General features: G+C 58.8%; 19 protein-coding genes and 1 pseudogene. 9 read left to right on the plus strand and 11 right to left on the minus strand.

Going from position 1 to position 22783, the window contains the following annotated elements:
- Nucleotides 1-38 precede the first annotated feature (38 nt).
- Nucleotides 39-344, plus strand: coding sequence for an NIPSNAP family protein (locus tag NK667_RS11845; protein WP_054046257.1), 306 nt, complete (start codon nt 39-41; stop codon nt 342-344).
- Between the two features lie 31 nt (nt 345-375).
- Here NK667_RS11845 and ilvA read toward each other — a convergent pair.
- Nucleotides 376-1371 (minus strand): annotated as a pseudogene (ilvA, locus tag NK667_RS11850) (threonine ammonia-lyase, biosynthetic); the annotation flags it as partial.
- Between the two features lie 259 nt (nt 1372-1630).
- Here ilvA and NK667_RS11855 point away from each other — a divergent pair.
- The gene (locus tag NK667_RS11855; RefSeq protein WP_054614838.1) at nt 1631-1966 is read left to right on the plus strand and encodes a DUF2834 domain-containing protein; all 336 of its coding nucleotides are present in this window, start codon (nt 1631-1633) and stop codon (nt 1964-1966) included.
- A gap of 118 nt (nt 1967-2084) precedes the next feature.
- Here the strand turns inward: NK667_RS11855 and NK667_RS11860 are convergent, their stop codons facing one another.
- Complete coding sequence (locus NK667_RS11860) at nt 2085-3008, minus strand: magnesium transporter CorA family protein (RefSeq protein WP_054046260.1); 924 nt, start codon at nt 3006-3008, stop codon at nt 2085-2087.
- Nucleotides 3009-3015: 7 nt separating this feature from the next.
- Nucleotides 3016-4590, minus strand: coding sequence for a RimK family protein (locus tag NK667_RS11865; protein ID WP_054046262.1), 1575 nt, complete (start codon nt 4588-4590; stop codon nt 3016-3018).
- 92 nt (nt 4591-4682) lie between these two features.
- Here NK667_RS11865 and rimI point away from each other — a divergent pair, with 92 nt between their 5' ends.
- Nucleotides 4683-5780 (plus strand): ribosomal protein S18-alanine N-acetyltransferase, encoded by a 1098-nt coding sequence (gene rimI / locus NK667_RS11870; protein ID WP_054614839.1) that lies wholly within the window; start codon nt 4683-4685, stop codon nt 5778-5780.
- Nucleotides 5781-5895: 115 nt separating this feature from the next.
- On the opposite strand, the gene NK667_RS11875 is transcribed toward rimI, so the two are convergent.
- Nucleotides 5896-7047, minus strand: coding sequence for a PQQ-dependent sugar dehydrogenase (locus NK667_RS11875; protein WP_054614840.1), 1152 nt, complete (start codon nt 7045-7047; stop codon nt 5896-5898).
- A 51-nt stretch (nt 7048-7098) separates the two neighbouring features.
- Nucleotides 7099-7413 carry a hypothetical protein gene (locus NK667_RS11880; RefSeq protein ID WP_054046268.1) on the minus strand — a complete coding sequence of 105 codons (315 nt, stop codon included), beginning with the start codon at nt 7411-7413 and terminating at the stop codon, nt 7099-7101.
- Nucleotides 7414-7615: 202 nt separating this feature from the next.
- On the opposite strand from NK667_RS11880, the gene ku reads away from it, so the two are divergent.
- Both ku and ligD read left to right on the plus strand, forming a co-directional pair.
- Complete coding sequence (gene ku / locus NK667_RS11885; RefSeq protein ID WP_054614841.1) at nt 7616-8491, plus strand: non-homologous end joining protein Ku; 876 nt, start codon at nt 7616-7618, stop codon at nt 8489-8491.
- Nucleotides 8492-8525: 34 nt separating this feature from the next.
- Entirely contained in the window at nt 8526-11045 is a 2520-nt protein-coding gene (ligD, locus tag NK667_RS11890) for a DNA ligase D (protein WP_054614842.1), read from the plus strand.
- Nucleotides 11046-11142: 97 nt separating this feature from the next.
- Here ligD and lpxO read toward each other — a convergent pair whose 3' ends face one another.
- On the minus strand, nt 11143-12042 hold the full coding sequence (gene lpxO, locus NK667_RS11895) for a lipid A hydroxylase LpxO (RefSeq protein WP_054046274.1): 900 nt from the start codon (nt 12040-12042) through the stop codon (nt 11143-11145).
- 482 nt (nt 12043-12524) lie between these two features.
- Between lpxO and NK667_RS11900 the strand changes: the two genes are divergently transcribed.
- The gene (locus tag NK667_RS11900; RefSeq protein WP_082356619.1) at nt 12525-14114 is read left to right on the plus strand and encodes an ABC-F family ATPase; all 1590 of its coding nucleotides are present in this window, start codon (nt 12525-12527) and stop codon (nt 14112-14114) included.
- Between the two features lie 266 nt (nt 14115-14380).
- Nucleotides 14381-15568, plus strand: coding sequence for an MFS transporter (locus NK667_RS11905; RefSeq protein WP_054614843.1), 1188 nt, complete (start codon nt 14381-14383; stop codon nt 15566-15568).
- Between the two features lie 107 nt (nt 15569-15675).
- Here NK667_RS11905 and NK667_RS11910 read toward each other — a convergent pair whose 3' ends face one another.
- From NK667_RS11910 to NK667_RS11920, 3 genes are all read right to left on the minus strand, one after another.
- Nucleotides 15676-16854 carry an integrase core domain-containing protein gene (locus NK667_RS11910; RefSeq protein ID WP_054055318.1) on the minus strand — a complete coding sequence of 393 codons (1179 nt, stop codon included), beginning with the start codon at nt 16852-16854 and terminating at the stop codon, nt 15676-15678.
- Between the two features lie 125 nt (nt 16855-16979).
- Complete coding sequence (locus NK667_RS11915) at nt 16980-18017, minus strand: alpha/beta hydrolase family protein (RefSeq protein ID WP_054614844.1); 1038 nt, start codon at nt 18015-18017, stop codon at nt 16980-16982.
- Nucleotides 18018-18280: 263 nt separating this feature from the next.
- Nucleotides 18281-18892: an FMN-dependent NADH-azoreductase gene (locus tag NK667_RS11920; RefSeq protein WP_054614845.1), complete on the minus strand. Its 612-nt coding sequence runs from the start codon at nt 18890-18892 to the stop codon at nt 18281-18283.
- A 130-nt stretch (nt 18893-19022) separates the two neighbouring features.
- On the opposite strand from NK667_RS11920, the gene NK667_RS11925 reads away from it, so the two are divergent.
- Entirely contained in the window at nt 19023-19931 is a 909-nt protein-coding gene (locus NK667_RS11925) for a LysR substrate-binding domain-containing protein (RefSeq protein WP_054046286.1), read from the plus strand.
- Entirely contained in the window at nt 19928-20287 is a 360-nt protein-coding gene (locus NK667_RS11930; RefSeq protein WP_054614846.1) for an MmcQ/YjbR family DNA-binding protein, read from the plus strand. Before NK667_RS11925 ends, NK667_RS11930 begins: the two co-directional genes overlap by 4 nt.
- A 1218-nt stretch (nt 20288-21505) precedes the next feature.
- Here the strand turns inward: NK667_RS11930 and NK667_RS11935 are convergent.
- Together NK667_RS11935 and NK667_RS11940 are read right to left on the minus strand one after the other, a co-directional pair.
- Nucleotides 21506-21934 carry a DUF1294 domain-containing protein gene (locus tag NK667_RS11935; protein WP_054614847.1) on the minus strand — a complete coding sequence of 143 codons (429 nt, stop codon included), beginning with the start codon at nt 21932-21934 and terminating at the stop codon, nt 21506-21508.
- Nucleotides 21931-22761, minus strand: coding sequence for an undecaprenyl-diphosphate phosphatase (locus tag NK667_RS11940; RefSeq protein WP_054046292.1), 831 nt, complete (start codon nt 22759-22761; stop codon nt 21931-21933). Before NK667_RS11940 ends, NK667_RS11935 begins: the two co-directional genes overlap by 4 nt.
- Nucleotides 22762-22783: the final 22 nt, after the last annotated feature.

The raw sequence follows: 22783 nt of genomic DNA on the forward strand, positions 1-22783 counted from the left end.
AGGGGAATGTGTTTAACAACAGTTACGGGAGCTGCCTTTTGATTACCTGCCACGTCAAATATGTGATCGATCCCTACCAACTCAGTGAGTTCGAAGCCTATGCCCAAGCCTGGCTCTTGATTGTCGAGCGTTTGGGCGGGACGCATCACGGGTATTTCCTGCCGTCCGAGGGTGCGAGCAATATCGCCTACTGCCTGTTCAGTTTTCCGTCTCTGGCGGACTACGAAAGCTACCGCCACATCGCCATGACCGACCCGGAAAGTACGGCGCTGGTGGCTTCGCTGGTCGAGAAGAAGTTTATCGTCAGCTACGAGCGCACGTTCCTGCGCCCGATGTTGCCCTGACCTGCGTTCACGCCGGCGCACCACAAGCAGCGGCGCGCTCGGCGACATGGCGCAGGCTGTCGAAATTGATATTCGCCCCCGAGTCGATGGCCACCAGGGTCTGACCGCGAGCGCCGGTTTGAGCCACGTACTTCTTGATCCCGGCCACGGCCAATGCGCCGGAGGGCTCGGTGATCGAGCGGGTGTCGTCGTAGATGTTCTTGATCGCGGCGCAGAGTTCATCATTGCTGACGGTGATCACATCGTCGACACAAAACTGGCAAACCTCGAAGCCATAAGCGCCGATCTGCGCCACCGCCACGCCATCAGCGAAGGTGCCGACGTTGGGCAAAATCACCCGTTCACCGGCCCGCAACGCCGCCGCCAGGCACGCGGAATGCTCCGATTCGACGCCGATGATGCGCACTTCCGGCCGCAGGTATTTGACGTACGCGGCGATGCCGGCGATCAGGCCCCCGCCGCCGACTGGGACGAAGATCGCGTCCAGCGGGCCTTGATGCTGGCGCAGGATTTCCATGGCGACGGTGCCCTGCCCCGCGATCACGTCCGGGTCGTCGAACGGCGAGACAAACGTGCGACCGGTTTGTTTGGCCAGGTCCAGGGCGTGTTCCAGCGCGAAAGGAAAACTCTCGCCATGCAGCACTGCGTCGGCGCCCCGACTTCGCACGCCCAACACCTTCAACTCGGGCGTGGTGCACGGCATGACGATGGTCGCGGCAATCCCCAACTGACGGGCCGCATGCGCCACGCCTTGGGCATGATTGCCGGCTGAAGCGGTGATCACGCCGCGCCCCTTTTGCTCAGCGCTGAGCTGCACCAGTTTGTTGTAGGCGCCGCGGATCTTGAAGGAAAAGGTCGGTTGCAGGTCTTCGCGCTTGAGCAGGATCTGATTACCCAACGCCTCGGACAATGCAGGCGCCGGTTGCAGCGGTGTGCGCACCGCCAGTTCATACACTGGTGCGGCGAGAATCTTTTTCACGTAGTGCTCAAGCAAACGTTGTTGGGCGGTGGCGCTGTTCATACTCATCTCCTGTCCTACGCCGGATATGTTCCGGTTCAAGACCCAGGAGACAGAAAGTAAAAACCCGCCTCTAGGGCGGGTTGGGTGCTGCAGTCGTGAGCTAGCCCGCCAAATAAGGAATGGCGGTAATAATGCTTGGCTGGCAGCGCAATACGGTGGAAGTCATGGCTGGAAATTAGCCGGGCATTGGTGGCAAGTCAATGGCCAATTTTGTCGGGCCTCTGTAGGCTGGCGATTCTGCTCATTGTCCCCAAGGAAGGAAACCATGAAGTCTGTCGCCCTGCCCCTGATTGCCCTGATCGCGTTTGCCGGCTACACCGTTTCGGTGATGTTGCAGGCGGAACAGTCGTTGATCGAGTTTGGGATCAGCCTGATGTCGCGGCCGGATACAGCGCAGGTGGTGATTGATCTTTTTCTGTTGGCGACGCTGGCCGGAATCTGGATGTACCGGGATGCTCGCCAGCGTGGCCGGTCAGGGCTGTCGGTGATGCCTTATCTTGTGCTGACTGCTGTTTTTGTGTCGATTGGGCCGTTGTTGTATTTGGTGGTTCGGGGGGTTCAAAGTCGGACAGCTCGTGTCGATGCAAGCCAACGAGTTTGATCCGGTTTATTGGGTGATATTGAGATTGCTTTCGCGAGCAAGCCCGCTCCCACACTTGAAAGGCATTCCCCCTGTGGGAGCGGGCTTGCTCGCGAAGGCGGCCTGACAGTCACCAAAACTACCTGGCCAGGCGCCTGAGCCCCAACACCATCACCCCGGCGCCAAGCATCATCGCCGTCAGGAACAGCGGATAGGACACCCACCACGGTGTCCCCGCCGTCATCATGCTGAACTCGGACATGCCGCCAATGCTGGCAATCAGGTTCAGCGGCAAAAACACCACGTTGATCAACGTCAGTTTGCGCAGCAGGTTGTTCATGCTGTTGTTCATCAGGTTGCCCCGGGCGTCGATCAGCCCGGAGAACACCGTGGAGTAGATTTCCGCCTGTTTGTAGCACTGGTTGTTTTCGATGATCAGGTCGTCGATCAGGCCGATGGCCTCGGCGCTGAAGTGCTCCTTTTCCGCGTGGTTGCGCAGGCGGGTCAGCACCGCGCCGTTGCTGTGGATGGCGTTGATGTAATAAATCAGGCTTTCGCTGAGGTTGAACATCTGGATCAGGTGCTGGTTTTCCATCGAGGCGTTGAATTTCTGCTGCAACTCCCGGGCAACCAGTTTGATCACCTTCAGGTGACCCAAGTAGTGATGGATGTTGTTGAACAACAAATCCAGCAACACATCCAGCGGCGTGTTGAGCCGCTGGCGGGTGCCGAGGCCATGCAGCGGCGAGTCGTCGGTGGCGATCACCAGCAAGCGGCCCGGCGAGAACAACAAGCCGCAGGACGACACCTCGAAGGCCAGGCTGCCAGCGCCCGAATAGTTTTCCGGACGTTTCCAGATCAGGAACAGGTTGTCGGGGTGAAACTCGATGCGCGACACCTCGTCGGGGTCCAGGGCCGAGGCCAGGGCGTGCTCATCGAGCTTGAAATGGCTGTGCAGCAAATCGCGCTCAGCGGCGTCGGGGTTGCTGAACAGCATCACCTCGGCGTCCAGCCGTTCGACGGTGTGCAGGGCGCCGTGGGTCAGTTGAAAACTCTTGATCATCGGCCGCTCACCAAGCCTGGCCGCGACGTTTAAGCTCCAGGCGGCGGACGAACTCTTCCAGCACCAGCGAGTACAAGTCGTCCTGCAAATAGGCGTCTTCGATGCCGGCGTCCATGTTCGGGTTGTCGTTGACCTCGATCACCACCACTTTGTCGCCGGACTGCTTGAGGTCGACGCCGTAGAGGCCATCGCCGATCAGGTTGGCGGTCTTCACCGCCAGTTCCACCACGGCGCGCGGCGCTTCGTGGACTGCCAAGGTGCGGCATTCGCCGTTGATGTCTTGGCCCTTGGCTTTGTGGTTGTAGATCTGCCAATGGCCCTTGGACATGAAGTACTGGCAGGCGAAAATCGGTTTGCGGTTGAGCACGCCAATGCGCCAGTCGTACTCGGTGTAGAAGAATTCCTGCGCCAGCAACAACACCGAATGCTCGAACAGTTCAGCGGTGGCTTCAAGCAAGGCTTGTTGGCTTTCGACCTTGATCACGCCTCGGGAGAAACAACCGTCGGGGATCTTCAACACCAGCGGAAAGCCCAAGCGCTCGCCGACCCGTTCGAAGTCTTCCGGTCGTTCCTTGTAGAGGATTTCGGTGGCGGGCATGCCAAGTTGATGGCTTTTCAGCAAGTCGGTCAGGTAAACCTTGTTGGTGCAGCGCAGGATCGACGTCGGGTCGTCCATCACCACCAGCCCTTCGCTTTCGGCTTTTTTGGCGAAGCGATAGGTGTGGTTGTCGACACTTGTAGTCTCGCGGATCAGCAGCCCGTCGTATTCGGCGATGCGCGCGTAGTCCTTGCGCTCGATCAGCTCGACGTCGATGCCCAGGGTTTTGCCGACCCGGACGAAATTGTCCAGGGCCTTGGCGTTGGACGGCGGCAACGCTTCCTGTGGGTCATGCAGAATGGCCAGGTCATAACGGGCCAAACGCCGGGAACGCGGCACACGCCAGATCTTGCGACTGAAACTGTCCAGGGAGTTGGCAAACTGGTCTTCCTGATCTTCGCGCAACTTATGTAACGCGCCGAATTTTATGCCTTCGATGTGCCAACCATTAGTTCTTCTAAACTCAACCAGCAATATCGGACACGGAAACACTTCAAACAATTGTCGCGCCAGATCCTGTAGCGGCTCGATATTAGTTTTTCCAAAATAGAGGGTTAGCGTAAATCCTTCTGTATCGCTGTAAAGATGATTACTGAGGGCTTTTTCCAGGGGTTTGTCCAGATCATCCAGGGCCAGTCCGTAAAGGGATTTACGCGTCAGTTCGCTGATGGTTCGCACCGACGGTATGACCTTGTGCCCCCGGGCCTCAGCCAGCAGCGAGCAGTAATAACCGTGCCCAAGGTACTTGTAGCTGCGGCACAGGTTGATCACCTGGACCCGTTTGCCCTGCTCGTTGTCGCGGGTTTGTTCCAGATATTCCTGGGCCGTGACGATGTCTTCGCTGGGGAAATACGACGCCCAGTCTTCCTTGCGTTCTACGATGATAATCAACTGACTTGAAGTTCTGACTGCATCATTTAAATAAGTTGCCGCCGGCAAAGTTTGCTCGGATACTTCGCGCCAATGACCTTGTACCGCTGACATAGTGATTAATCCGTTGGAGAACAAGACCTTTCCTATTAAGCACGAACTTTTTCGAAAGTCCCGTTTCGTTACGCAACTTTTACGGCGGTCATATGAATGCTGTCTTTCGCTTGGCGGTAGTTGAAGACTTACCCGCGTTGCTCCAACTCGAAGAGCAATGCTTCACCACGGACCGGCTCACCAGTCGCAGTTTTCAATGGATGATCACCCGCGCTCATGGGCAGTTGCTGGTTGCCCAGCACGGGGAGCAACTGGTCGGCTACGCCGTGGTGCTTTTCCATCGGGGCACTTCCCTGGCGAGGTTGTATTCGATTGCCATCGCTTCCGAGGCCAGAGGCAATGGCTTGGGCAAGCAGTTGCTGGAGCGGATCGAAGCCTGTGCGCTTGAGCACGATTGCGCCTATTTGCGGCTTGAGGTGCGTATCGACAATCCGGCGGCGATTGCTCTGTACGAGCGCAATGGTTACCGGCGTTTCGCGCTGATTCATGACTATTACCAGGACCACGCCGATGCGTTGCGGCTGGAGAAACGCATCCTGCAGCACCGCGATTCGCGCAATATCCAGGTGCCCTGGTATCGCCAGACCACCGACTTCACCTGCGGCCCGGCCTGTTTGCTGATGGCTATGGGGGCGTTGCATCGGGATCGTTTGCTGGAACGTCGGGAGGAGCTGCAAATCTGGCGTGAGGCGACCACGGTGTTCATGACTTCGGGCCACGGTGGTTGCAGCCCACAGGGCCTAGCGCTGGCGGGGTGGCGACGCGGGTTTCGCGTGCAATTGCAACTGAGCATGGCCGGACCGTTGTTTCTCGATGGCGTGCGCGATGAGCATAAAAAGGACGTAATGCGCCTGGTGCACGAAGAGTTCACTGCGCAGTTGCAGGACACCGATGTGGAACGGGTGATTGGCGGGACGCTGGATCTGCCTCGATTACTCGACGCGGGTGGTCAGCCGCTGGTGTTGATCAGTAGCTATCGCCTGACTCGATCCAAGGCGCCGCACTGGGTGATGGTGACGGATTGCGATGAAGAGTTTGTCTACCTGCATGACCCGGATGTGGATCACAGCCAGCACCGCCAGCCCATGGATTGCCAGCACTTGCCGGTGAGTCATGGGGAGTTTGAGAAGATGTGCAGTTTTGGGCGGGGGAAATTGCGGGCGGCGGTGATTTTGTATACCCGAAAGTGAGGAAAGCCCAGCATTGTGGTGACTGTAAGGCCGCCTTCGCGAGCAAGCCCGCTCCCACAGGGGAATGCATTCCAAGTGTGGGAGCGGGCTTGCTCGCGAAAGCGGTGGTCGGGTTTCACTTCAACCCGACTTTGTAAATCGCGCCATCCTCCTCATCCGTCAGCACATACAAATACCCATCCGGCCCCTGCCGCACATCGCGGATCCGCGCCTTGAGCTCGCCCATCAAGCGTTCTTCATGCACCACTTTGTCGCCGTCAAACTGCAACCGGATCAGTTCCTGACTTCCTAGCGCGCCGATAAACACGTTGTGCTGCCAAGGCTTGAAACGGTCGGCGTCATAGAACGCCATGCCGCTGATGGCCGGTGAGACTTCCCAGACATGGTGCGGCGGCACGGTGCCTTCGGCGGTCTTGCCCGTGGCTTCCGGGATCGGCTGGCCGGAATAGTTGATGCCGTTGGTTGCCAGCGGCCAGCCATAGTTCTTGCCGCGTTCGATCACGTTGATTTCATCGCCACCCTTGGGGCCGTGCTCGTTTTCCCAAATCGTCCCACTCCACGGATTCAGCGCCAAACCTTGGGGGTTGCGCTGGCCGTAGGACCAGATTTCCGGACGCACACCCGCCTGACCGACAAAGGGGTTGTCATCCGGCACCTTGCCGTCCGGGTAAATCCGCACGATTTTGCCTTGCAGCTTGTCGAGGTCCTGGGCGGTCATGCGGTCATTGTTTTCACCAAGAGCGATGAACAGATAACCGTCACGATCGAACACCAACCGCGAACCGAAGTGGTTACCGACCGAGAGCTTCGGCTCCTGGCGGAAGATCACCTTGAAATCCTTGAGCGTCGTCAGGTCATCGGACAAACGCCCGCGCCCCACGGCGGTCCCGGCCTTGTCGCCTTCCCCGCCACCTTCGGCGTAAGACAGATAGACCATGCGGTCCTGTTTGAAGTCCGGCGACAACACCACATCGAGCAAACCACCCTGACCCTTGGCCCAGACCTTCGGCACGCCGCTGATTGGCGCCGAGCGTTTGCCATCGGCAGTAACCACCCGCAGGTTGCCGGGACGTTCGGTCACCAGCATGCCCTGGCGATCCGGCAGAAATGCCAGGGCCCACGGGTGCTCCAGGCCTTTGGTGACCGGCGTGACCTCGAGGGTGCCTTGTTCGCTTTTCAGTTCCTGGGTGGGCGCCGCGAAAACAGGCGCCGCGGCGGTGATCAGTGCGCTGGCGCAGAAGGTGGCCAGGAGGGTTTTACGCAACATGCACGCTTCCTTTTGTCGTTCGAATGGCTGACAGAACCTCAGTCCTGCCGTTCAACGGTTGCTGCTGTCCGAGTCCCTTGGTGGTGGATTGGGAATGAATTTCGGCGGCGTACTCGGTGCCGTTTTGTCTTGCGGATAGCGATTGCCAATACCGCCGTTGTCCAGGGTTGGCGGGCGCGGCGCGGGGGCGAATGTCGGTTGCCGGGTGGCCGGTTGGGTGCCTTGCATGCTGTTGGGGTTGGCCCGGTGAATCGGGCTGTTGTAGGGATTGTTATTGCTGCTGCCGGTCGGGCTCTGGGCCAGGGCCACCGGGCCGAGCAAACCGCTCAAGGCCAGCACGGTGCAGCCGAGCACAAATCTGTTCATGGAGAGCCTCTCTACTGATGCGGGAATAGAGTCTTCGATGCCACGCTACGCCCGACGTTCGGATTTGTTAACTGAAACCTCCTTCACAGATGTAACACCCGTTTGCCGCACCGCTGATCCCCCCGCAGGGCCTGGGTGAAAGCCGCTGAAACTTTTGCGCCGGGCCACGGGTCACCTGATCATCACTTTCGAGTAGACGAAGATGGCCCGAGCAATCTGGAAAGGCGCAATCAGTTTTGGCTTGGTGCACATCCCTGTGGCACTGGTGTCGGCGACTTCATCTCATGGGGTGGATTTCGACTGGCTCGACAGCCGGAGCATGGACCCGGTGGGCTACAAACGCGTCAACAAAGTCACCGGCAAGGAAGTCACCAAGGAACACATCGTCAAAGGCGTCGCCTACGAAAAGGGCCGCTATGTGGTGCTCAGCGAAGAGGAAATTCGTTCGGCGCACCCGTTGTCGACCCAGACCATCGACATCTTCGCCTTTGTCGACAGCGAACAGATCCCGCTGCAAAACATCGACACACCCTATTACTTGGCGCCGGACAAACGCGGTGGCAAGGTCTATGCGCTGCTGCGTGAAACCCTGAGCAAAACCAACAAGGTCGCCCTCGCCCATGTCGTGCTGCATACCCGGCAACACCTGGCGGCGCTGATGCCGCTGGAATCAGCGATGGTGTTGGTGATGCTGCGCTGGCCGGCGGAAGTGCGCAGCCTCGATGAACTGGAATTGGGCAGTGAGGTGACCAAACCCGAGCTGGCCAAGGGTGAACTGGACATGGCCAAGCGGCTGGTCGAGGACATGAGTGCCGACTGGAAACCCGAGGATTACCGCGACAGTTTCGAAGACAAGATCATGGCGCTGGTGGAGAAAAAGGCCAATGAAGGCAAGATCGAGGACGTCGAGAGCGCCGCCGGCGAAGAGGAACGTAAAACTGCGGATGTCATTGATCTGACTGAACTGCTCAAACGCAGCCTCGGTGGCAAGGCAGCCAGCAAACCGGCGGCCAAGCCGCGCAAAGCCGCGGCCAAACCGGCCCCGGCGAAAAAAGCCACGAAGAGTTCGCGTGGCTGACCGCCCGCAAAATCGCCGCACAAGGTAGTACGCCATGGCTAAAACGGTGAGTGAATACACACGCAAACGCAACTTCGAGATCACTTCAGAGCCGCCTGAAGCAGCGCCGGCCAAGCGCGGCAAGAAAACGCCTTCGGCCTTGCGTTTCGTGATCCAGAAGCATGATGCGCGCAATTTGCATTACGACTTTCGCCTGGAACTCGATGGCACCCTGAAAAGCTGGGCCGTGCCCAAAGGCCCGAGCCTGGACCCGACGCAAAAGCGTCTGGCGGTGCATGTCGAGGACCATCCGATCAGTTACGGCACCTTCGAGGGCAGCATCCCCGAGGGTCAGTACGGCGCCGGGGATGTGATTGTCTGGGATCACGGTGTCTGGCAACCGATCGGTGACCCGAAAGAAACCTACAAGGCCGGCAAACTGAAATTCACCCTGATCGGTGAAAAGCTCGCCGGTGACTGGGCATTGGTGCGTACCCATCTGCGCGGCAGTGGCGACAAGGAGCAATGGTTGCTGATCAAGGAAAAGGATCAACAAGCGCGGCCGATCAGCGAGTTTGACGTGGTCGCCGAGTTGCCCAAAAGCGTATTGAGCAATGCGACCGTGGGCGACAAAACCAAAAAGGCCAGTAGCAAATCCGTCAAAAAGCCCAAAGCAGCCAAACCCAAACCCACCGCCCTGCCCGAACAATTCAGCCCGCAACTGGCCACGCTGATGGACAAGGCACCGGCCGGCGATTGGCGCTATGAAATCAAGTTCGACGGCTACCGGATCCTCGCCCGGATCGACAATGGCAAGGTGCGACTGCTGACCCGCAATGGCCACGACTGGACGGCCAAACTGCCCCTGCAGGCCAAGGCCCTGGCCGAGATGAAACTCGACGGCAGTTGGCTCGATGGCGAAGTGGTGGTGCTCAACGACAAAGGCTTCCCGGACTTCCAGGGATTGCAGAACGCGTTCGAAATCGGCCGCTCCGTGGACATCATTTATTTCCTGTTCGACGCACCGTTCCTGCATGGCGTCGATCAGCGTGAGATGCCGGTAGAAGACCGCCGCGCGGCGCTGAAAAAAGCCCTGGGTCGCAAGTCCCGGCAAATCCTGCGCTTCTCCGAGGCCTTTACCGCCAAACATCAAGACATCGTAGAGAGTGCCTGTGCCTTGTCACTGGAAGGCGTCATCGGCAAACGCGCTGGCAGCCCTTACGTGTCACGCCGCAGTCCGGACTGGATCAAGCTCAAATGCCGCTTGCGTCAGGAATTCGTGATCATCGGCTATACGGCGCCGCAGGGTTCGCGCAGTGGTTTCGGCGCCCTGCTGCTGGGGGTTTACGACGATAAGGGACTGCTCTATGCAGGGCGCGTTGGCACCGGGTTCAATCAGGCCAACCTCAAGTTGTTTCATGGCCAATTGCAGAAGATCGAGCGCAAGACCTCACCGTTGGACAAACCGTTGACCGCCGCTCAGGCCCGGGGTGTGCACTGGGTCGAGCCGACGCTGGTGTGCGAAGCCGAGTTTGCCGAGTGGACCCGCGAAGGTGTGGTCCGGCAAGCGGCGTTTATCGCCATGCGCACCGACAAACCGGCGACGGAGATTGTGCGTGAACAGCCGCAGTCCCCCAAGGCGAGCAAACCCGTGACCGAGAAGAAAACCAGCAGCAAGGACAGCACCGTCGCCGGGGTCAAGATCACGCACCCCGAGCGTGTCATCGACAAGGATAGCGGCACGCAGAAACTCGAATTGGTGCAGTTCTACGAAAGCATCAGCAAATGGATCCTGCCGTTTCTGCGCGACCGGCCGGTGTCGTTGTTGCGGGCGCCGGAAGGCGTCGAAGGCGAACAGTTCTTCCAGAAACACGCCGAGCGCCTGGCGATCCCCAATATCAAGCACCTGGACCCGAAGATCGACCTTGGCCACGCGCGACTGATGGAAATCGACTCCGTCCAGGCACTGATCGGCGCGGCGCAAATGGGCACCATCGAGCTGCATACCTGGGGCGCGACCACGGACAAGATTGAAACCCCGGACTTGTTCGTCCTCGACCTCGACCCAGATCCGGCGCTCCCATGGAAAAGCATGGTTGAGGCCACGCAACTGACCCTGTCGGTGCTGGATGAAATCGGCCTGGAGGCGTTCTTGAAAACCAGCGGTGGCAAAGGCATGCACATCATCGTGCCGCTGGCGCGCAAGGATGACTGGGACACGGTCAAAGCGTTCGCCAAAGCCATCGCGCAGTTTATGGCGCAGCAACTGCCGGAGCGGATCAGCGCGACCATGGGCCCGAAAAACCGGGTCGGCAAGATTTTCGTCGATTACCTGCGCAACACCCGTGGGGCCAGTACGGTGTCGGCGTATTCGGTGCGGGCGCGGCCGGGGTTACCGGTATCGGTGCCGATTGCGCGGGATGAGTTGACGGCGCTGCATGGTTCGCAGGAATGGACGGTGGCCAATTTGCTGGAGCGACTGGAGGGATTGAAAGAGGATCCGTGGGCGGGGTATGCGAATCGGCAGAAGATTACGGCGAAGATGTGGAAGCAGTTAGGGGCCAAGAAGCCTTAGTTGATGTGTTGAATGTTCTGGCCTCTTCGCGGGCAAGCCTCGCTCCTACGGGTCACGCAATACCCTGTAGGAGCGAGGCTTGCCCGCGAAGGCGTCCTCAGATCAGTACAAAAACCGCCAACAACCCACCAAAAATCGCCCACTTCTCAAAGTAGTAGCGTGCACGGTTGCGCTTTTTCAGCTCTTTGCCGCGCAGCCGAACCTTGTAGATTTTGGCGAACAGGCGATTGATGCCGCCGGTCTTATCGCCTGCATCATTCGGTGCGCCCGCCGCCGACATTACGTTACGGCTGAACCAGGCATTGAACGCCGCCGCCCAGCGATATTTCATCGGCCGCTCGACATCGCAAAACAGGATGATGCGGTTCTGATCGGTGGTGTTTTCCGCGTAGTGAATGAACGTTTCATCGAACATCACCGCTTCGCCGTCGCGCCAGTGGTAGTTCTCACCGTCAACATTGATGTAGCAACCAGCATCGTTGGGTGTTTCCAGGCCCAAGTGATAACGGTAGGAACCGGCATACGGGTCGCGGTGGCGCACCAGTTTGGAACCTGGCGGCAGTTCAGCGAACATCGCGGCCTTGATCGAGCCAATGCTTTGCACCAGTTCGGTGGTGCGCGGGCAGAGTTTCTCGGCAGAAGGATGACTGTCGCCATACCACTTCAGGTAGAAACGCTTCCAGCCGCTCTTGAAGAACGAGTTGAAACCTACATCGTCGTATTGGTTCGAGCGCTTGATCTCGCCGGCCCGGAGCAGGTTCTGCCCTTCGGCACGGATTTCTTCCCAATGGGCCTGCAACGGGCTCAAGTCCGGAAAGTCGGCCGGGTTGAGGTAAGGCTTGCTCGGGAGTTTGGAGAACATATAGAGGAAGCAATTGATCGGCGCCAGAAACGTCGAGTGATCGCTCAGTTGACGGCCCAATTTGTGGCGCACGCGTCCGCGCAGGTGAACGTACGCGATCGAGATAACATAAATAGCGGCAATGATGAGTTTCACGGCAATCGTCACACGTCAGAAGTGAACAAACTGCGCAGCCGGCCAAGCGGTCTGGCGCAGTATCTGAATACGAAACAGCGGTCCCGGTGGCACGTCCTTGAGCTCATGCCAACAGCGGCATTGGGTGAATAGATGGCATTTTAGCCACGGTTTGTAACAAATAGTTAGCTAAGAACTGTGAAAATGTGTCCGCTGATGCTGCCAAAGTGCCCGCGCAGACTCAACGCCCTATCGTTTAAAGAGCCAGACCAGTACAATCGCCGCCAAACATTACGCGCCCCCCTTGGTTGATGACGGGAATGAACCCCGCCTCAGCGCACTTCGACTCGGGCCAAGCGCTCCATTGCTGCTGTCCACTTATTGCCAGATGGACCTTCCGCTTCTGACCGGGATGCATTTCCCGTGGTTTGAATACCGGAACCAGGTACTGAATCGGTACTGCCGCACCTTTAGCTACTCTGAATGCTTCGCAGGAAAAACCTTTGATTTCTACAGCTAACATCACGATGCAGTTCGGCGCCAAGCCGTTATTCGAGAACGTTTCGGTCAAATTCGCGGCGGGCAACCGCTATGGCCTGATCGGCGCCAACGGTTGCGGCAAGTCGACCTTCATGAAAATCCTCGGCGACGATCTCGAGCCGTCCGGCGGCCAGGTTATGCTCGAGCCGAACGTGCGTCTGGGTAAATTGCGCCAGGATCAGTTCGCTTACGAAGAATTCACCGTGATCGACACCGTGATCATGGGTCACGAAGAGCTGTGGAAGGTCAAGGCCGAGCGCGATCGGATCTACTCGCTGCCGGAAATGACCGAAGAAGACGGCATGGCCGTGGCCGAGCTGGAAACCGAGTTCGCTGAAATGGACGGCTACACCGCCGAATCCCGTGCCGGCGAACTGTTGCTGGGCCTGGGTATCGGCATCGAGCAACACTTTGGCCCGATGAGCGAGGTTTCCCCAGGCTGGAAACTGCGCGTATTGCTGGCTCAGGCGCTGTTCTCCGATCCTGAAGTGCTGTTGCTCGACGAACCGACCAACCACTTGGACATCAACACCATCCGCTGGCTGGAAAACATTCTGACCCAGCGCTCCAGCCTGATGATCATCATCTCTCACGACCGTCACTTCCTGAACAGCGTGTGCACCCACATGGCTGACCTGGATTACGGCGAGCTGCGCCTGTTCCCGGGCAACTACGACGAGTACATGACCGTGGCGACCCAGTCCCGCGAGCAACTGCTGTCGGACAACGCCAAGAAGAAAGCCCAGATTTCCGAGCTGCAATCGTTCGTCAGCCGTTTCTCGGCCAACGCCTCGAAAGCCAAGCAGGCCACGTCCCGCGCCAAGGCGATCGACAAGATCCAGCTGGCCGAGGTCAAGCCTTCGAGCCGTGTGAGCCCGTTCATCCGTTTCGAACAAACCAAGAAGCTGCACCGTCAGGCGGTCATCGTCGAGCGCATGGCCAAAGGTTTCGACGGCAAGCCGCTGTTCAAAGACTTCAGCTTCCAGGTTGAAGCCGGCGAGCGCGTGGCGATCATCGGCCCGAACGGTATCGGTAAAACCACCCTGCTGCGCACCCTGGTCAACGAACTGACCCCGGATGCCGGCACTGTGAAGTGGACCGATGCCGCAGAACTGGGCTATTACGCCCAGGACCACGCGCACGACTTCGAAGACGACTGCAACCTGTTCGACTGGATGGGCCAATGGACCCAGGGCGGCGAGCAGATCGTTCGCGGCACCCTCGGCCGGATGCTGTTCTCCAACGACGAGATCCTCAAGTCGGTCAAGGTCATTTCCGGTGGCGAGCAAGGTCGCATGCTGTTCGGCAAGCTGATCCTGCAAAAGCCGAACGTGTTGATCATGGACGAACCGACCAACCACTTGGACATGGAATCCATCGAGGCGCTGAACCTGGCGCTGGAGAACTACCCGGGCACGCTGATCTTCGTCAGCCACGACCGTGAGTTCGTATCATCGTTGGCCACCCGCATTATCGAACTCAGCCCTAGCGGTGTGATCGACTTCAGCGGCACCTATGACGATTACCTGCGTAGCCAGGGTGTTGTGTTCTAAATAGCGGTCGAAAATGAAAAGCCCTGTCCTGGTGACGGGGCTTTTTGCATTTCAGGGCCGACGGATGTACTGGCGCTGACACCTCCGCGGGCAAGCCTCGCTCCTACAGGATTTGTGTTCATTATTAAGCGCCGCGAAACCTGTAGGAGCGAGGCTTGCCCGCGAAGAGGCCCTCAAACACAACGAACATAGATAGCCTGCTTCCTTTTATTTCCCGCCCACGCCATGATGCAGGTCTCCCACCGCCGCCCGCGAACGAGCCCTTCATGTCAGTGCAGCAACTGCCCCCGCAAAGCTCCATGGCGATCACCCTGCAGATCGTCTCCATCGTTTTCTATACCTTTATTGCCTTCCTCTGCATCGGTCTGCCGATTGCGGTGATCCCGGGGTATGTTCACGAACAGCTGGGTTTCAGCGCGATCATCGCGGGGCTGACCATTGGCTGCCAATACCTGGCCACCCTGCTCAGCCGCCCGATGGCCGGGCGCATGTCGGACACTGTCGGCACCAAGCGGGCGATTGTCTACGGCTTGTCGGGGATTGTGTTGAGTGGGGTGCTGACGTTGATGTCGACGCTGCTGCAAAGCTTTCCGTTGCTGAGCCTGTTGATCCTGATTGCTGGCCGGCTGCTGTTGGGGATCGCCCAAGGCTTGATCGGCGTCGGCACCATCAGTTGGTGCATGGGCCAGGTCGGCGCCGAGCACACCGCGCGCTCGATTTCCTGGAACGGGATCGCGTCCTATGGCGCCATCGCCATTGGTGCACCGCTGGGCGTGGTGATGGTCGCCGAGTATGGCTTTGAAAGCCTGGGGATTGTCCTGTCGGTGCTGGCGCTGGGCGCGCTGTTGCTGATCCGCAACAAACCGTCGGTGCCGGTAATTCGCGGGGAACGCCTGCCGTTCTGGAACGTGTTCGGGCGCATTGCGCCGTTCGGCGCGAGCCTGAGCCTGGCGTCCATCGGCTACGGCACCCTGACCACTTTTATTACCTTGTATTACCTCAATCGCGACTGGACCGGCGCGGCGTATTGCCTGACGGTGTTCGGCGTGTGTTTCATTCTGTCGCGGCTGCTGTTCATTTCTGCGATCAGCCGTTTCGGCGGCTTCACCTCGGCGATTGCCTGCATGACCATCGAGACCGTGGGCCTGATGATGTTGTGGCTGGCACCGTCCACTGGTTATGCGTTGATCGGCGCCGGATTGACCGGGTTTGGCCTGTCACTGGTGTATCCGGCGCTGGGGGTGGAGGCGATCAAGCAGGTGCCCAACTCCAGTCGCGGCGCGGGGCTGAGTGCTTATGCGGTGTTTTTCGATCTGGCGCTGGCGATTGCCGGACCGCTGATGGGCGCGGTGGCGTTGAACCTGGGGTATTCGTGGATTTTCTTCAGTGCGGCGTTGTTATCGGTGACCGGGCTCGGCTTGACGCTTCTGCTGAAACGCCGCGCAATCGCCTGACAACCACGATCCACTGTGGGAGCGGGCTTGCTCGCGAATGCGCTGCGTCATTCAACATCAATGTTGACTGACAAGGCCCCTTCGCGATGTAGAAACGGACACATCCTTTACGATTGAAACCGGGGACGTCCTTTACGTTTCTGCTGGCTTGAAAGGCGGGTTTCGCCGCTTTTCAGCCTGCCTAAAAGGTAGTTACAAAGGTAAATATCCCACACATCATCGTCCACTTCCTTGAGCCCTAACGCCTCACCTGCCAGGGATTCACTGACGAAAATCATCTTACCTTTCCATTTCATCGACCCATTCTGCCTGACCATGCGGATCGTCATGTCCGAAGCGTAAACGGCCTCGGGCACGTGTCCGTCGTACTGCCGTTGAGATGGCTCGTAGAGGGCCGCAGGAACTTTCATCTCTAAAGCCTTGTGTGGTCTTACGAAATTGAACTCCTGTCGAAACTGTTCGAATGCCAACTGTTGCTCCACCAGATTACGTTCCGGTGCGTGAAGCAATGCAGCCTTGAGCGTTCGGTGCATGCGTTCATGACGGCCATTCTGGTCAGGGCGCCCCGGCTGGATTCTCTCCGGATAGATCCCTAGTCGTATCCACCACGCCGCCAGACTGGATATGCGTGAAATACCGGTGGAGGCAAAGGGGGAGCCATTATCTGTGCGGATTACGTCAGGCAAACCGAACTCTCGAAATGCCCAGTCAAATCCTTCGCGGGCACCGGCAACGCTACTCTGAGCCCTGCACAGCAATAAAAATCGGCTGACATGATCGGTAATGGTCAGTGGGTAACAACGTTGGCCGTTCTGAAGTGCGAAGTCTCCTTTGAAGTCCGCAGCCCATGTCTGATTAGGCGCAGTGGCATCGCGCAGCGGATTTTTCCCTGCTGGCGGACGATTGAGAAAGCGGCGTTTCTGCACCAGGCCTGCTCGTTTAAGCCACTCGCCTGCCGTGCTGACAGCTGGCCAAGACAACTCTGGGTGATCGATCCTGAGGTTATGCACCAGCTTCTCAGGCCCCCAACTGTGGTGCTCGCGCTTGTACGCGATTAGCAACTCAAGCACCTCGTCGCTGATTTTGAAGGGGCTCGTATGCGGGCGCCGTGACAACTCCTTTAACCCATCAACGCCATGTGCCTCGTAGCGTGCAAGCCATTTGTCCAACGTAGGCCGGCTGAGCCCGTAGTGACGGGCCAGCTCGATTTTTGAGTAGCTGCCTTGCAGCCAGTCGCCTATGAGTTTGATTCGTTGATCCATCGGGGACTCTCGATTCCAGGGCATGGTCAGGCACCTCCTGACCGTATTTCACACCTGTAAAGGATGTCTCCGGTTTAAAACGTAAAGGATGTCTCCGGTTTCTACCCGAGCAAGCCCGCTCCCACAGGGGTGTTGCGGTGTTGATTAGATTACTGATCCGCAGTCTGCATCCCCGCCCGACTCGGCTTGCCCAGCGCATGCGAGAAGAAGCGCCCTGCTTCGGAGATCAAATTGCGGTGGATGTCTTCGCGATCAACCCCATCGGCATCGGTGCACAGCGCCGGCATGACAATGATCTGTTCTTCATTACACGGCGCCATGAACACAAAGTGCCCTGCCCCGGCCAATAACTTGAAGTCCGGCGCGATCGGCAGTTTGCGCGCCAGCGCTGCAGCGTTTTTGTCGAAAGCCACAAGTTTGTCGCCGTCACCGCTGTACAGCAGCACCGGCACATGCACATCCGCCAACGTATGACGGCCGAACTTGAGGCTCAGCGGCGCCATCAGCAGCAACGCATGAACACGCGGGTCGGCCACTGGCTGCAAATCATCACGATCAACGATCAACTCGCCCTGGGTATTGCAAGCATCGCGGTCATCCGGGCGTTCCTGGCAATAGCGGCGCAGACGATCCAGATCAGGCGTGGCACCGGACAGGATCAACGCGGTTTCACCGCCCGCCGAGTAACCAATCACCCCGACCTGATCGGCGTTGACGAAAGGCGCCAGCATCGCATCGCCCAAGGTGGCGGTAATCGCTTCGGAAATTTGCAGGGGCCGGCCGTACAGGTTGCTCAAGGTGCCGAGACGGCTGTGATCCTTGGAGTTGTCGCCGGGATGAATCACCGCGACGACTACAAAACCCTTGCGGGCCAGCGACGTGGCGAGGTCGTGCAAGGCCAGCGGCGTGCCGACGTTGCCGTGGGACAGCATCAGCATCGGGAAACGGCCGATGGCGACGCGGGCATCTTCGCTCGCTTCGACGGTATAGCCTTCGAGTTTGCTGGTGTGATCCTTGTCGCTGGACGGATAAAAGGCGATGGCGCGCATCGGCTGCAAATCCAGCGGATCGAGGAACGTCATCTCGTGATAACCGACGCTCCAGTGGGAATGCAGGCCAGGCGCAGCGTGCACTGAAATCAGGCTGCTGAGCAGGCACATCAGTAACGTTGCACAAAGACGCACCATGGGATGCCCCACCTTTGTTACTAAACTGAAAAGCCCGTAGTGCTCCGGGGTACGGAGAACGCGGCCTTGTGCCAGTGTTGGCGGCCATCAAGGTCATTGCGCAACGGGGACGTTAACCCTCGACTGCATAACCTGGGCCACAACATAAAAAACCGTCAAAAACAAAAAAACTCTGTAACTGATCATTACAATGATCAGAATACAGAGTTTTTCGGGTATTGCCTGAGCCGTTTAGTATTTTTTACGCAGGCCTTACACAGGCCTTATGCCGCGGCGAACAGTTGCTCGCTGATTTGCGTGTGAGCATCGCTCAGGGCTTTGGTGCGCACTTCGTCGCCGTATGCCAGGCCATGGGCGCGAACGAACTCAATATCAGTGATGCCCAGAAAACCGAACAGCAGTTTCAAATAGTCTTCGTGAGCAACACCGGTCGCCTGACCGGCATGCAGGCCGCCAGCAGTCGAAACGATCACCAGTTTCTTGCCACCGCACAGGCCTTCAGGACCGGCTTCGGTGTAGCGGAAGGTCTGACCGGCAACGGCGATGCGGTCGATCCAGGCCTTGAGTTGGGTTGGAATGGTGAAGTTGTACATCGGCGCAGCAATCACGATGGCATCAGCGGCGATGAATTCGGCCAGGGTCGAAGCGCTCAGCTCGGCTTCGTGCTGTTGTGCGGCGTTGCGCAGTTCAGCGCTGGTGCCGGCAGCGACCAGGGTCGTGGCGGAGAAATGGCTGATGGCGTCAGCGGCCAGGTCACGGTAAGTCACGACGGCCGAAGCGTCAGCGGCTTGCCAGGCTTTGACCACTTCGCCACTCAGCTGACGGGAGGCCGAGTTGTCACCCAAAATGCTCGAATCGATATGCAACAGTTTCATAAAGGATCTCCAGGTGAGGATCGCCACTCGAGCGATCTGATGGAGGAGATCCTACAGATGAATCTAATAGCTGATTAGCCCGCAACAATGCGATAGTTCGTCTCACTGATAGAACAATCGAGTTCACGCCATGCAAGACCTGAATGATCTCTACTATTTCGCCAAGGTGGTCGAAGCCGGTGGTTTCGCCGCGGCCGGGCGTTTGCTGGGGATTCCAAAGTCGCGGCTGTCGCGGCGTATTGCCGAGCTGGAAGAACGCCTGGGCGCGCGGCTGCTGCAACGCACCACCCGGCAACTCAAGTTGACGGCCGTGGGAGAGCGTTACCTGCGGCATTGTCAGGCGATGCTGCTGGAAGCGGAAATGGCTGACGAAGCGGTGGCCAGTATGTCCAGCGAGCCTCGGGGAAGATTGCGGGTTTCCTGCCCGGTGGGCCTGGCCCATCACATGTTGCCGACAGTGATCAGCAATTTCCTGGAGAAATACCCGCAGGTCCAGTTGGAAGTCTTGCTGCTCAATCGTCGGGTGGATCTGGTCACCGAGGGCGTCGATGTCGCGCTGCGGGTCCGCGAATTGGGGGATGAAGACCCATTGTTGGTCACCCGTCGCCTGCGCCAGGCGCAAACGATGATCGTCGCCAGCCCCGCCTTTCTGCATGGCCGGGAGATCAATCACCCGGAAGACCTCAAGGGTTTGCCGGTGCTCGGCGCACTGGAGCCGGACCGCATGGTGCATATCCGCATGCTCGATCAGCAGGGCAAAAGCTATGATTTGGCGCTGGAGGCACGGCTGGGCATTGACGACTTTATTGTGCGCCGGGCCTGCGCCCTCGCCGGCCAAGGCTTTACGGTCCTGCCGATGATGTATTGCGAACAGGAAATCGAGGACGGCTCGCTGATCCAGTTGTTGCCTGACTGGTCACTGCCTGGCGGCTGGCTGCAAGCGGTGTACCCTCATCGGCGCGGGGTCATGCCGGCGGTACGCGCCTGGCTCGACCATTTGATCGAATCATTCAATGCCTGCGGGGACCGTTTGATATGAAGGCTGGACGCATGAGCGAAGCGGATGTCGCAGACTTTTGCCTGGGGCTGCCCGGTGCACGGGAAGACTACAAATGGGGTGGCGTGCGGGTGTTTTCGATTGCCGGGAACAAGATGTTCGCGCTGCAGAACCTGCGGGGTGACTCCCTAGCGTTCAAGGTCGACAAGGATTTGTTTCTCGGTCATTGCGACCGTCCGGGCATTCACCCGGCGCCATACCTGGCCCGGGCACAATGGATCATCATGCAGACGCCCTACCCGCTGGGCGCCGAAGAACTGCAAGCCTTGCTGCAACGTTCCCACCAATTGGTGGTGAGCAAGTTGCCCAAGCGCACCCAGGTCGGGTTGTTGCTCTAAAAACTGCAGAAGCCTGCGTTTGGCTGCGAAGCAGTCGTGAACCCAGAAGACGCGGTGTATGAGCAGAACCTCGTGCTCAGGTTTTACGACTGCTTTGCAGCCGGACGCTGCCTCGCGGTGCTCGACAGCTGCTACATGGACGTGTGGGTTTCGAAGAGCCAGCGTTTGGCTCGTGTAGCAGCTGGCGAAGCCTGCGTTCGGCTGCGAAGCAGTCGTGAATCCAGAAGACGCGGTGTATCAGCAGAACCTCGTGCTCAGGTTTTACGACTGCTCCGCAGCCGGACGCTGCCTCGCGGTGCTCGACAGCTGCTACATGGGCGTGTGGGTTTCGAAGAGCCTGCGTTCGGCTCGTGTAGCAGCTGGCGAAGCCTGCGTTCGGCTGCGAAGCAGTCGTGAATCCAGGCGACGCGGTGTACCAGCAGAACCTCGCGCTCAGGTTTTACGACTGCTTCGCAGCCGGACGCTGCCTCGCGGTGCTCGACAGCTGCTACATGGGCGTGTGGGTTTCGAAGAGCCTGCGTTCGGCTCGTGTAGCAGCTGGCGAAGCCTGCGTTCGGCTGCGAAGCAGTCGTGAATCCAGGCGACGCGGTGTATCAGAAGTACCTCGCGCTCAGGTTTACGACTGCTCCGCAGCCGGACGCTGCCTCGCGGTGCTCGACAGCTGCTACGTGGACGTGTGGGTTTCGAAGAGCCAGCGTTTGGCTCGTGTAGCAGCTGGCGAAGCCTGCGTTCGGCTGCGAAGCAGTCGCGAATCCAGGCGACGCGGTGTATCAGCAGAACCTCGTGCTCAGGTTTTACGACTGCTTCGCAGCCGGACGCTGCCTCGCGGTGCTCGACAGCTGCTACATGGACGTGTGGGTTTCGAAGAGCCAGCGTTTGGCTCGTGTAGCAGCTGGCGAAGCCTGCGTTCGGCTGCGAAGCAGTCGTGAATCCAGAAGACGCGGTGTATCAGCAGAACCTCGTGCTCAGGTTTTACGACTGCTCCGCAGCCGGACGCTGCCTCGCGGTGCTCGACAGCTGCTACATGGGCGTGTGGGTTTCGAAGAGCCTGCGTTCGGCTCGTGTAGCAGCTGGCGAAGCCTGCGTTCGGCTGCGAAGCAGTCGCGAATCCAGGCGACGCGGTGTATCAGCAGAACCTCGTGCTCAGGTTTTACGACTGCTCCGCAGCCGGACGCTGCCTCGCGGTGCTCGACAGCTGCTACATGGGCGTGTGGGTTTTTAGAAGAGGGTCGTTACATTTGCGCCAAGGAACAACTGGTCGATCCAGAACACCTGGTGCAGCAGCACGATGAGCCAGAACACCAGTTGGAACGAGACTTTGCGGGTCTTGTGTCGAAACACTTGCTGGGCCAGCAACGCACCTGGCCAGCCACCGGCCAGTTCCACAGCGTGCAAGACGTTTTCCGGGGTGCGCCAGGTGTCGGCGCGAGCCTTGCGCTTGTCGCTCCAGTAAAGGAAAAACGCGATCAGGCTGACCACCCCGTAAGCGGCCAGCGCAATCACTGAAGTCCCGCGCAGCCACAACATCAACGAGCCATACAGCGGCAGCGCGCAGAGGACAGCGAACACCAGCAACTTCAAGCGAGGATGCTGGACCTGCCCCCCGGACGAGCGTCCGGGATTGTTCCGCGCGCTGGAATCACTCATGGCTTGGCGGCAGCCCAATCAACCCAACCGAACTGCCAGGTCGCCAGGATCACCAGGCCGAACGCAATGCGGTACCAGGCAAACGCCGCATAGCTGTGGCTGGCAATGAACTTGAGCAACGCCTTGACCGCAATCATCGCGAAGATAAATGCGGTGATGAAACCAATAGCAAACACCGGAAAGTCGGCTGGCACGAACAGGTGACGGTATTTGAATCCCGAATACACCGCCGCCGCCACCATGGTTGGCATCGCCAGGAAGAACGAGAACTCGGTTGCAGTCTTGCGCGACAGCCCGAACAGCAGGCCGCCAATGATCGTCGAGCCGGAACGCGAGGTCCCCGGGATCATTGCCAGACACTGGGCGAAGCCGACTTTCAGCGCGTCCTTCCAGGTGATGTCGTCGACCGTTTCGGCATGCACTTCATGCTGACGTTTCTCGGCCCACAACATGATGATCCCGCCTACGACCAGCGCCGCCGCCACGGTTATCGGATTGAACAGGTAGTGATGGATCAAGTCGGAAAAGATCACCCCCAACACCACAGCCGGCATAAAGGCGATCAACAGGTTGGCGGTGAACCGGCGCGCGCTCGGCTGAGTCTTCAGGCCAGTCACCACATCGAGGATCTTGCGGCGAAACTCCCAGACCACGGCCAGGATCGCGCCCAACTGGATAATGATGTTGAACGCAATCGCGCGCTCACCACCGAAGTCGAGCAAGTCCGCGACGATAATCTGGTGTCCGGTACTCGAAATGGGCAAAAACTCCGTCAGCCCTTCTACAACTCCTAGAATCAGTGCCTGAAAGGCGGTCCAAAGATCCATCAATCCCCCAAAGACAATGCGC

The organism is Pseudomonas nunensis (assembly GCF_024296925.1).
Classification (GTDB): domain Bacteria; phylum Pseudomonadota; class Gammaproteobacteria; order Pseudomonadales; family Pseudomonadaceae; genus Aquipseudomonas; species Aquipseudomonas nunensis.

Coding starts and splice junctions, on each gene's coding strand:
- NK667_RS11855 (WP_054614838.1), top strand. CDS start 1,631: ATGAAGTCTGTCGCCCTGCCCCTGATTGCCCTGATCGCGTTTGCCGGC.
- NK667_RS11860 (WP_054046260.1), bottom strand. CDS start 3,008: ATGATCAAGAGTTTTCAACTGACCCACGGCGCCCTGCACACCGTCGAA.
- NK667_RS11865 (WP_054046262.1), bottom strand. CDS start 4,590: ATGTCAGCGGTACAAGGTCATTGGCGCGAAGTATCCGAGCAAACTTTG.
- rimI (WP_054614839.1), top strand. CDS start 4,683: ATGAATGCTGTCTTTCGCTTGGCGGTAGTTGAAGACTTACCCGCGTTG.
- NK667_RS11875 (WP_054614840.1), bottom strand. CDS start 7,047: ATGTTGCGTAAAACCCTCCTGGCCACCTTCTGCGCCAGCGCACTGATC.
- NK667_RS11880 (WP_054046268.1), bottom strand. CDS start 7,413: ATGAACAGATTTGTGCTCGGCTGCACCGTGCTGGCCTTGAGCGGTTTG.
- ku (WP_054614841.1), top strand. CDS start 7,616: ATGGCCCGAGCAATCTGGAAAGGCGCAATCAGTTTTGGCTTGGTGCAC.
- ligD (WP_054614842.1), top strand. CDS start 8,526: ATGGCTAAAACGGTGAGTGAATACACACGCAAACGCAACTTCGAGATC.
- NK667_RS11905 (WP_054614843.1), top strand. CDS start 14,381: ATGTCAGTGCAGCAACTGCCCCCGCAAAGCTCCATGGCGATCACCCTG.
- NK667_RS11910 (WP_054055318.1), bottom strand. CDS start 16,854: ATGCCCTGGAATCGAGAGTCCCCGATGGATCAACGAATCAAACTCATA.
- NK667_RS11915 (WP_054614844.1), bottom strand. CDS start 18,017: ATGGTGCGTCTTTGTGCAACGTTACTGATGTGCCTGCTCAGCAGCCTG.
- NK667_RS11920 (WP_054614845.1), bottom strand. CDS start 18,892: ATGAAACTGTTGCATATCGATTCGAGCATTTTGGGTGACAACTCGGCC.
- NK667_RS11925 (WP_054046286.1), top strand. CDS start 19,023: ATGCAAGACCTGAATGATCTCTACTATTTCGCCAAGGTGGTCGAAGCC.
- NK667_RS11930 (WP_054614846.1), top strand. CDS start 19,928: ATGAAGGCTGGACGCATGAGCGAAGCGGATGTCGCAGACTTTTGCCTG.
- NK667_RS11935 (WP_054614847.1), bottom strand. CDS start 21,934: ATGAGTGATTCCAGCGCGCGGAACAATCCCGGACGCTCGTCCGGGGGG.
- NK667_RS11940 (WP_054046292.1), bottom strand. CDS start 22,761: ATGGATCTTTGGACCGCCTTTCAGGCACTGATTCTAGGAGTTGTAGAA.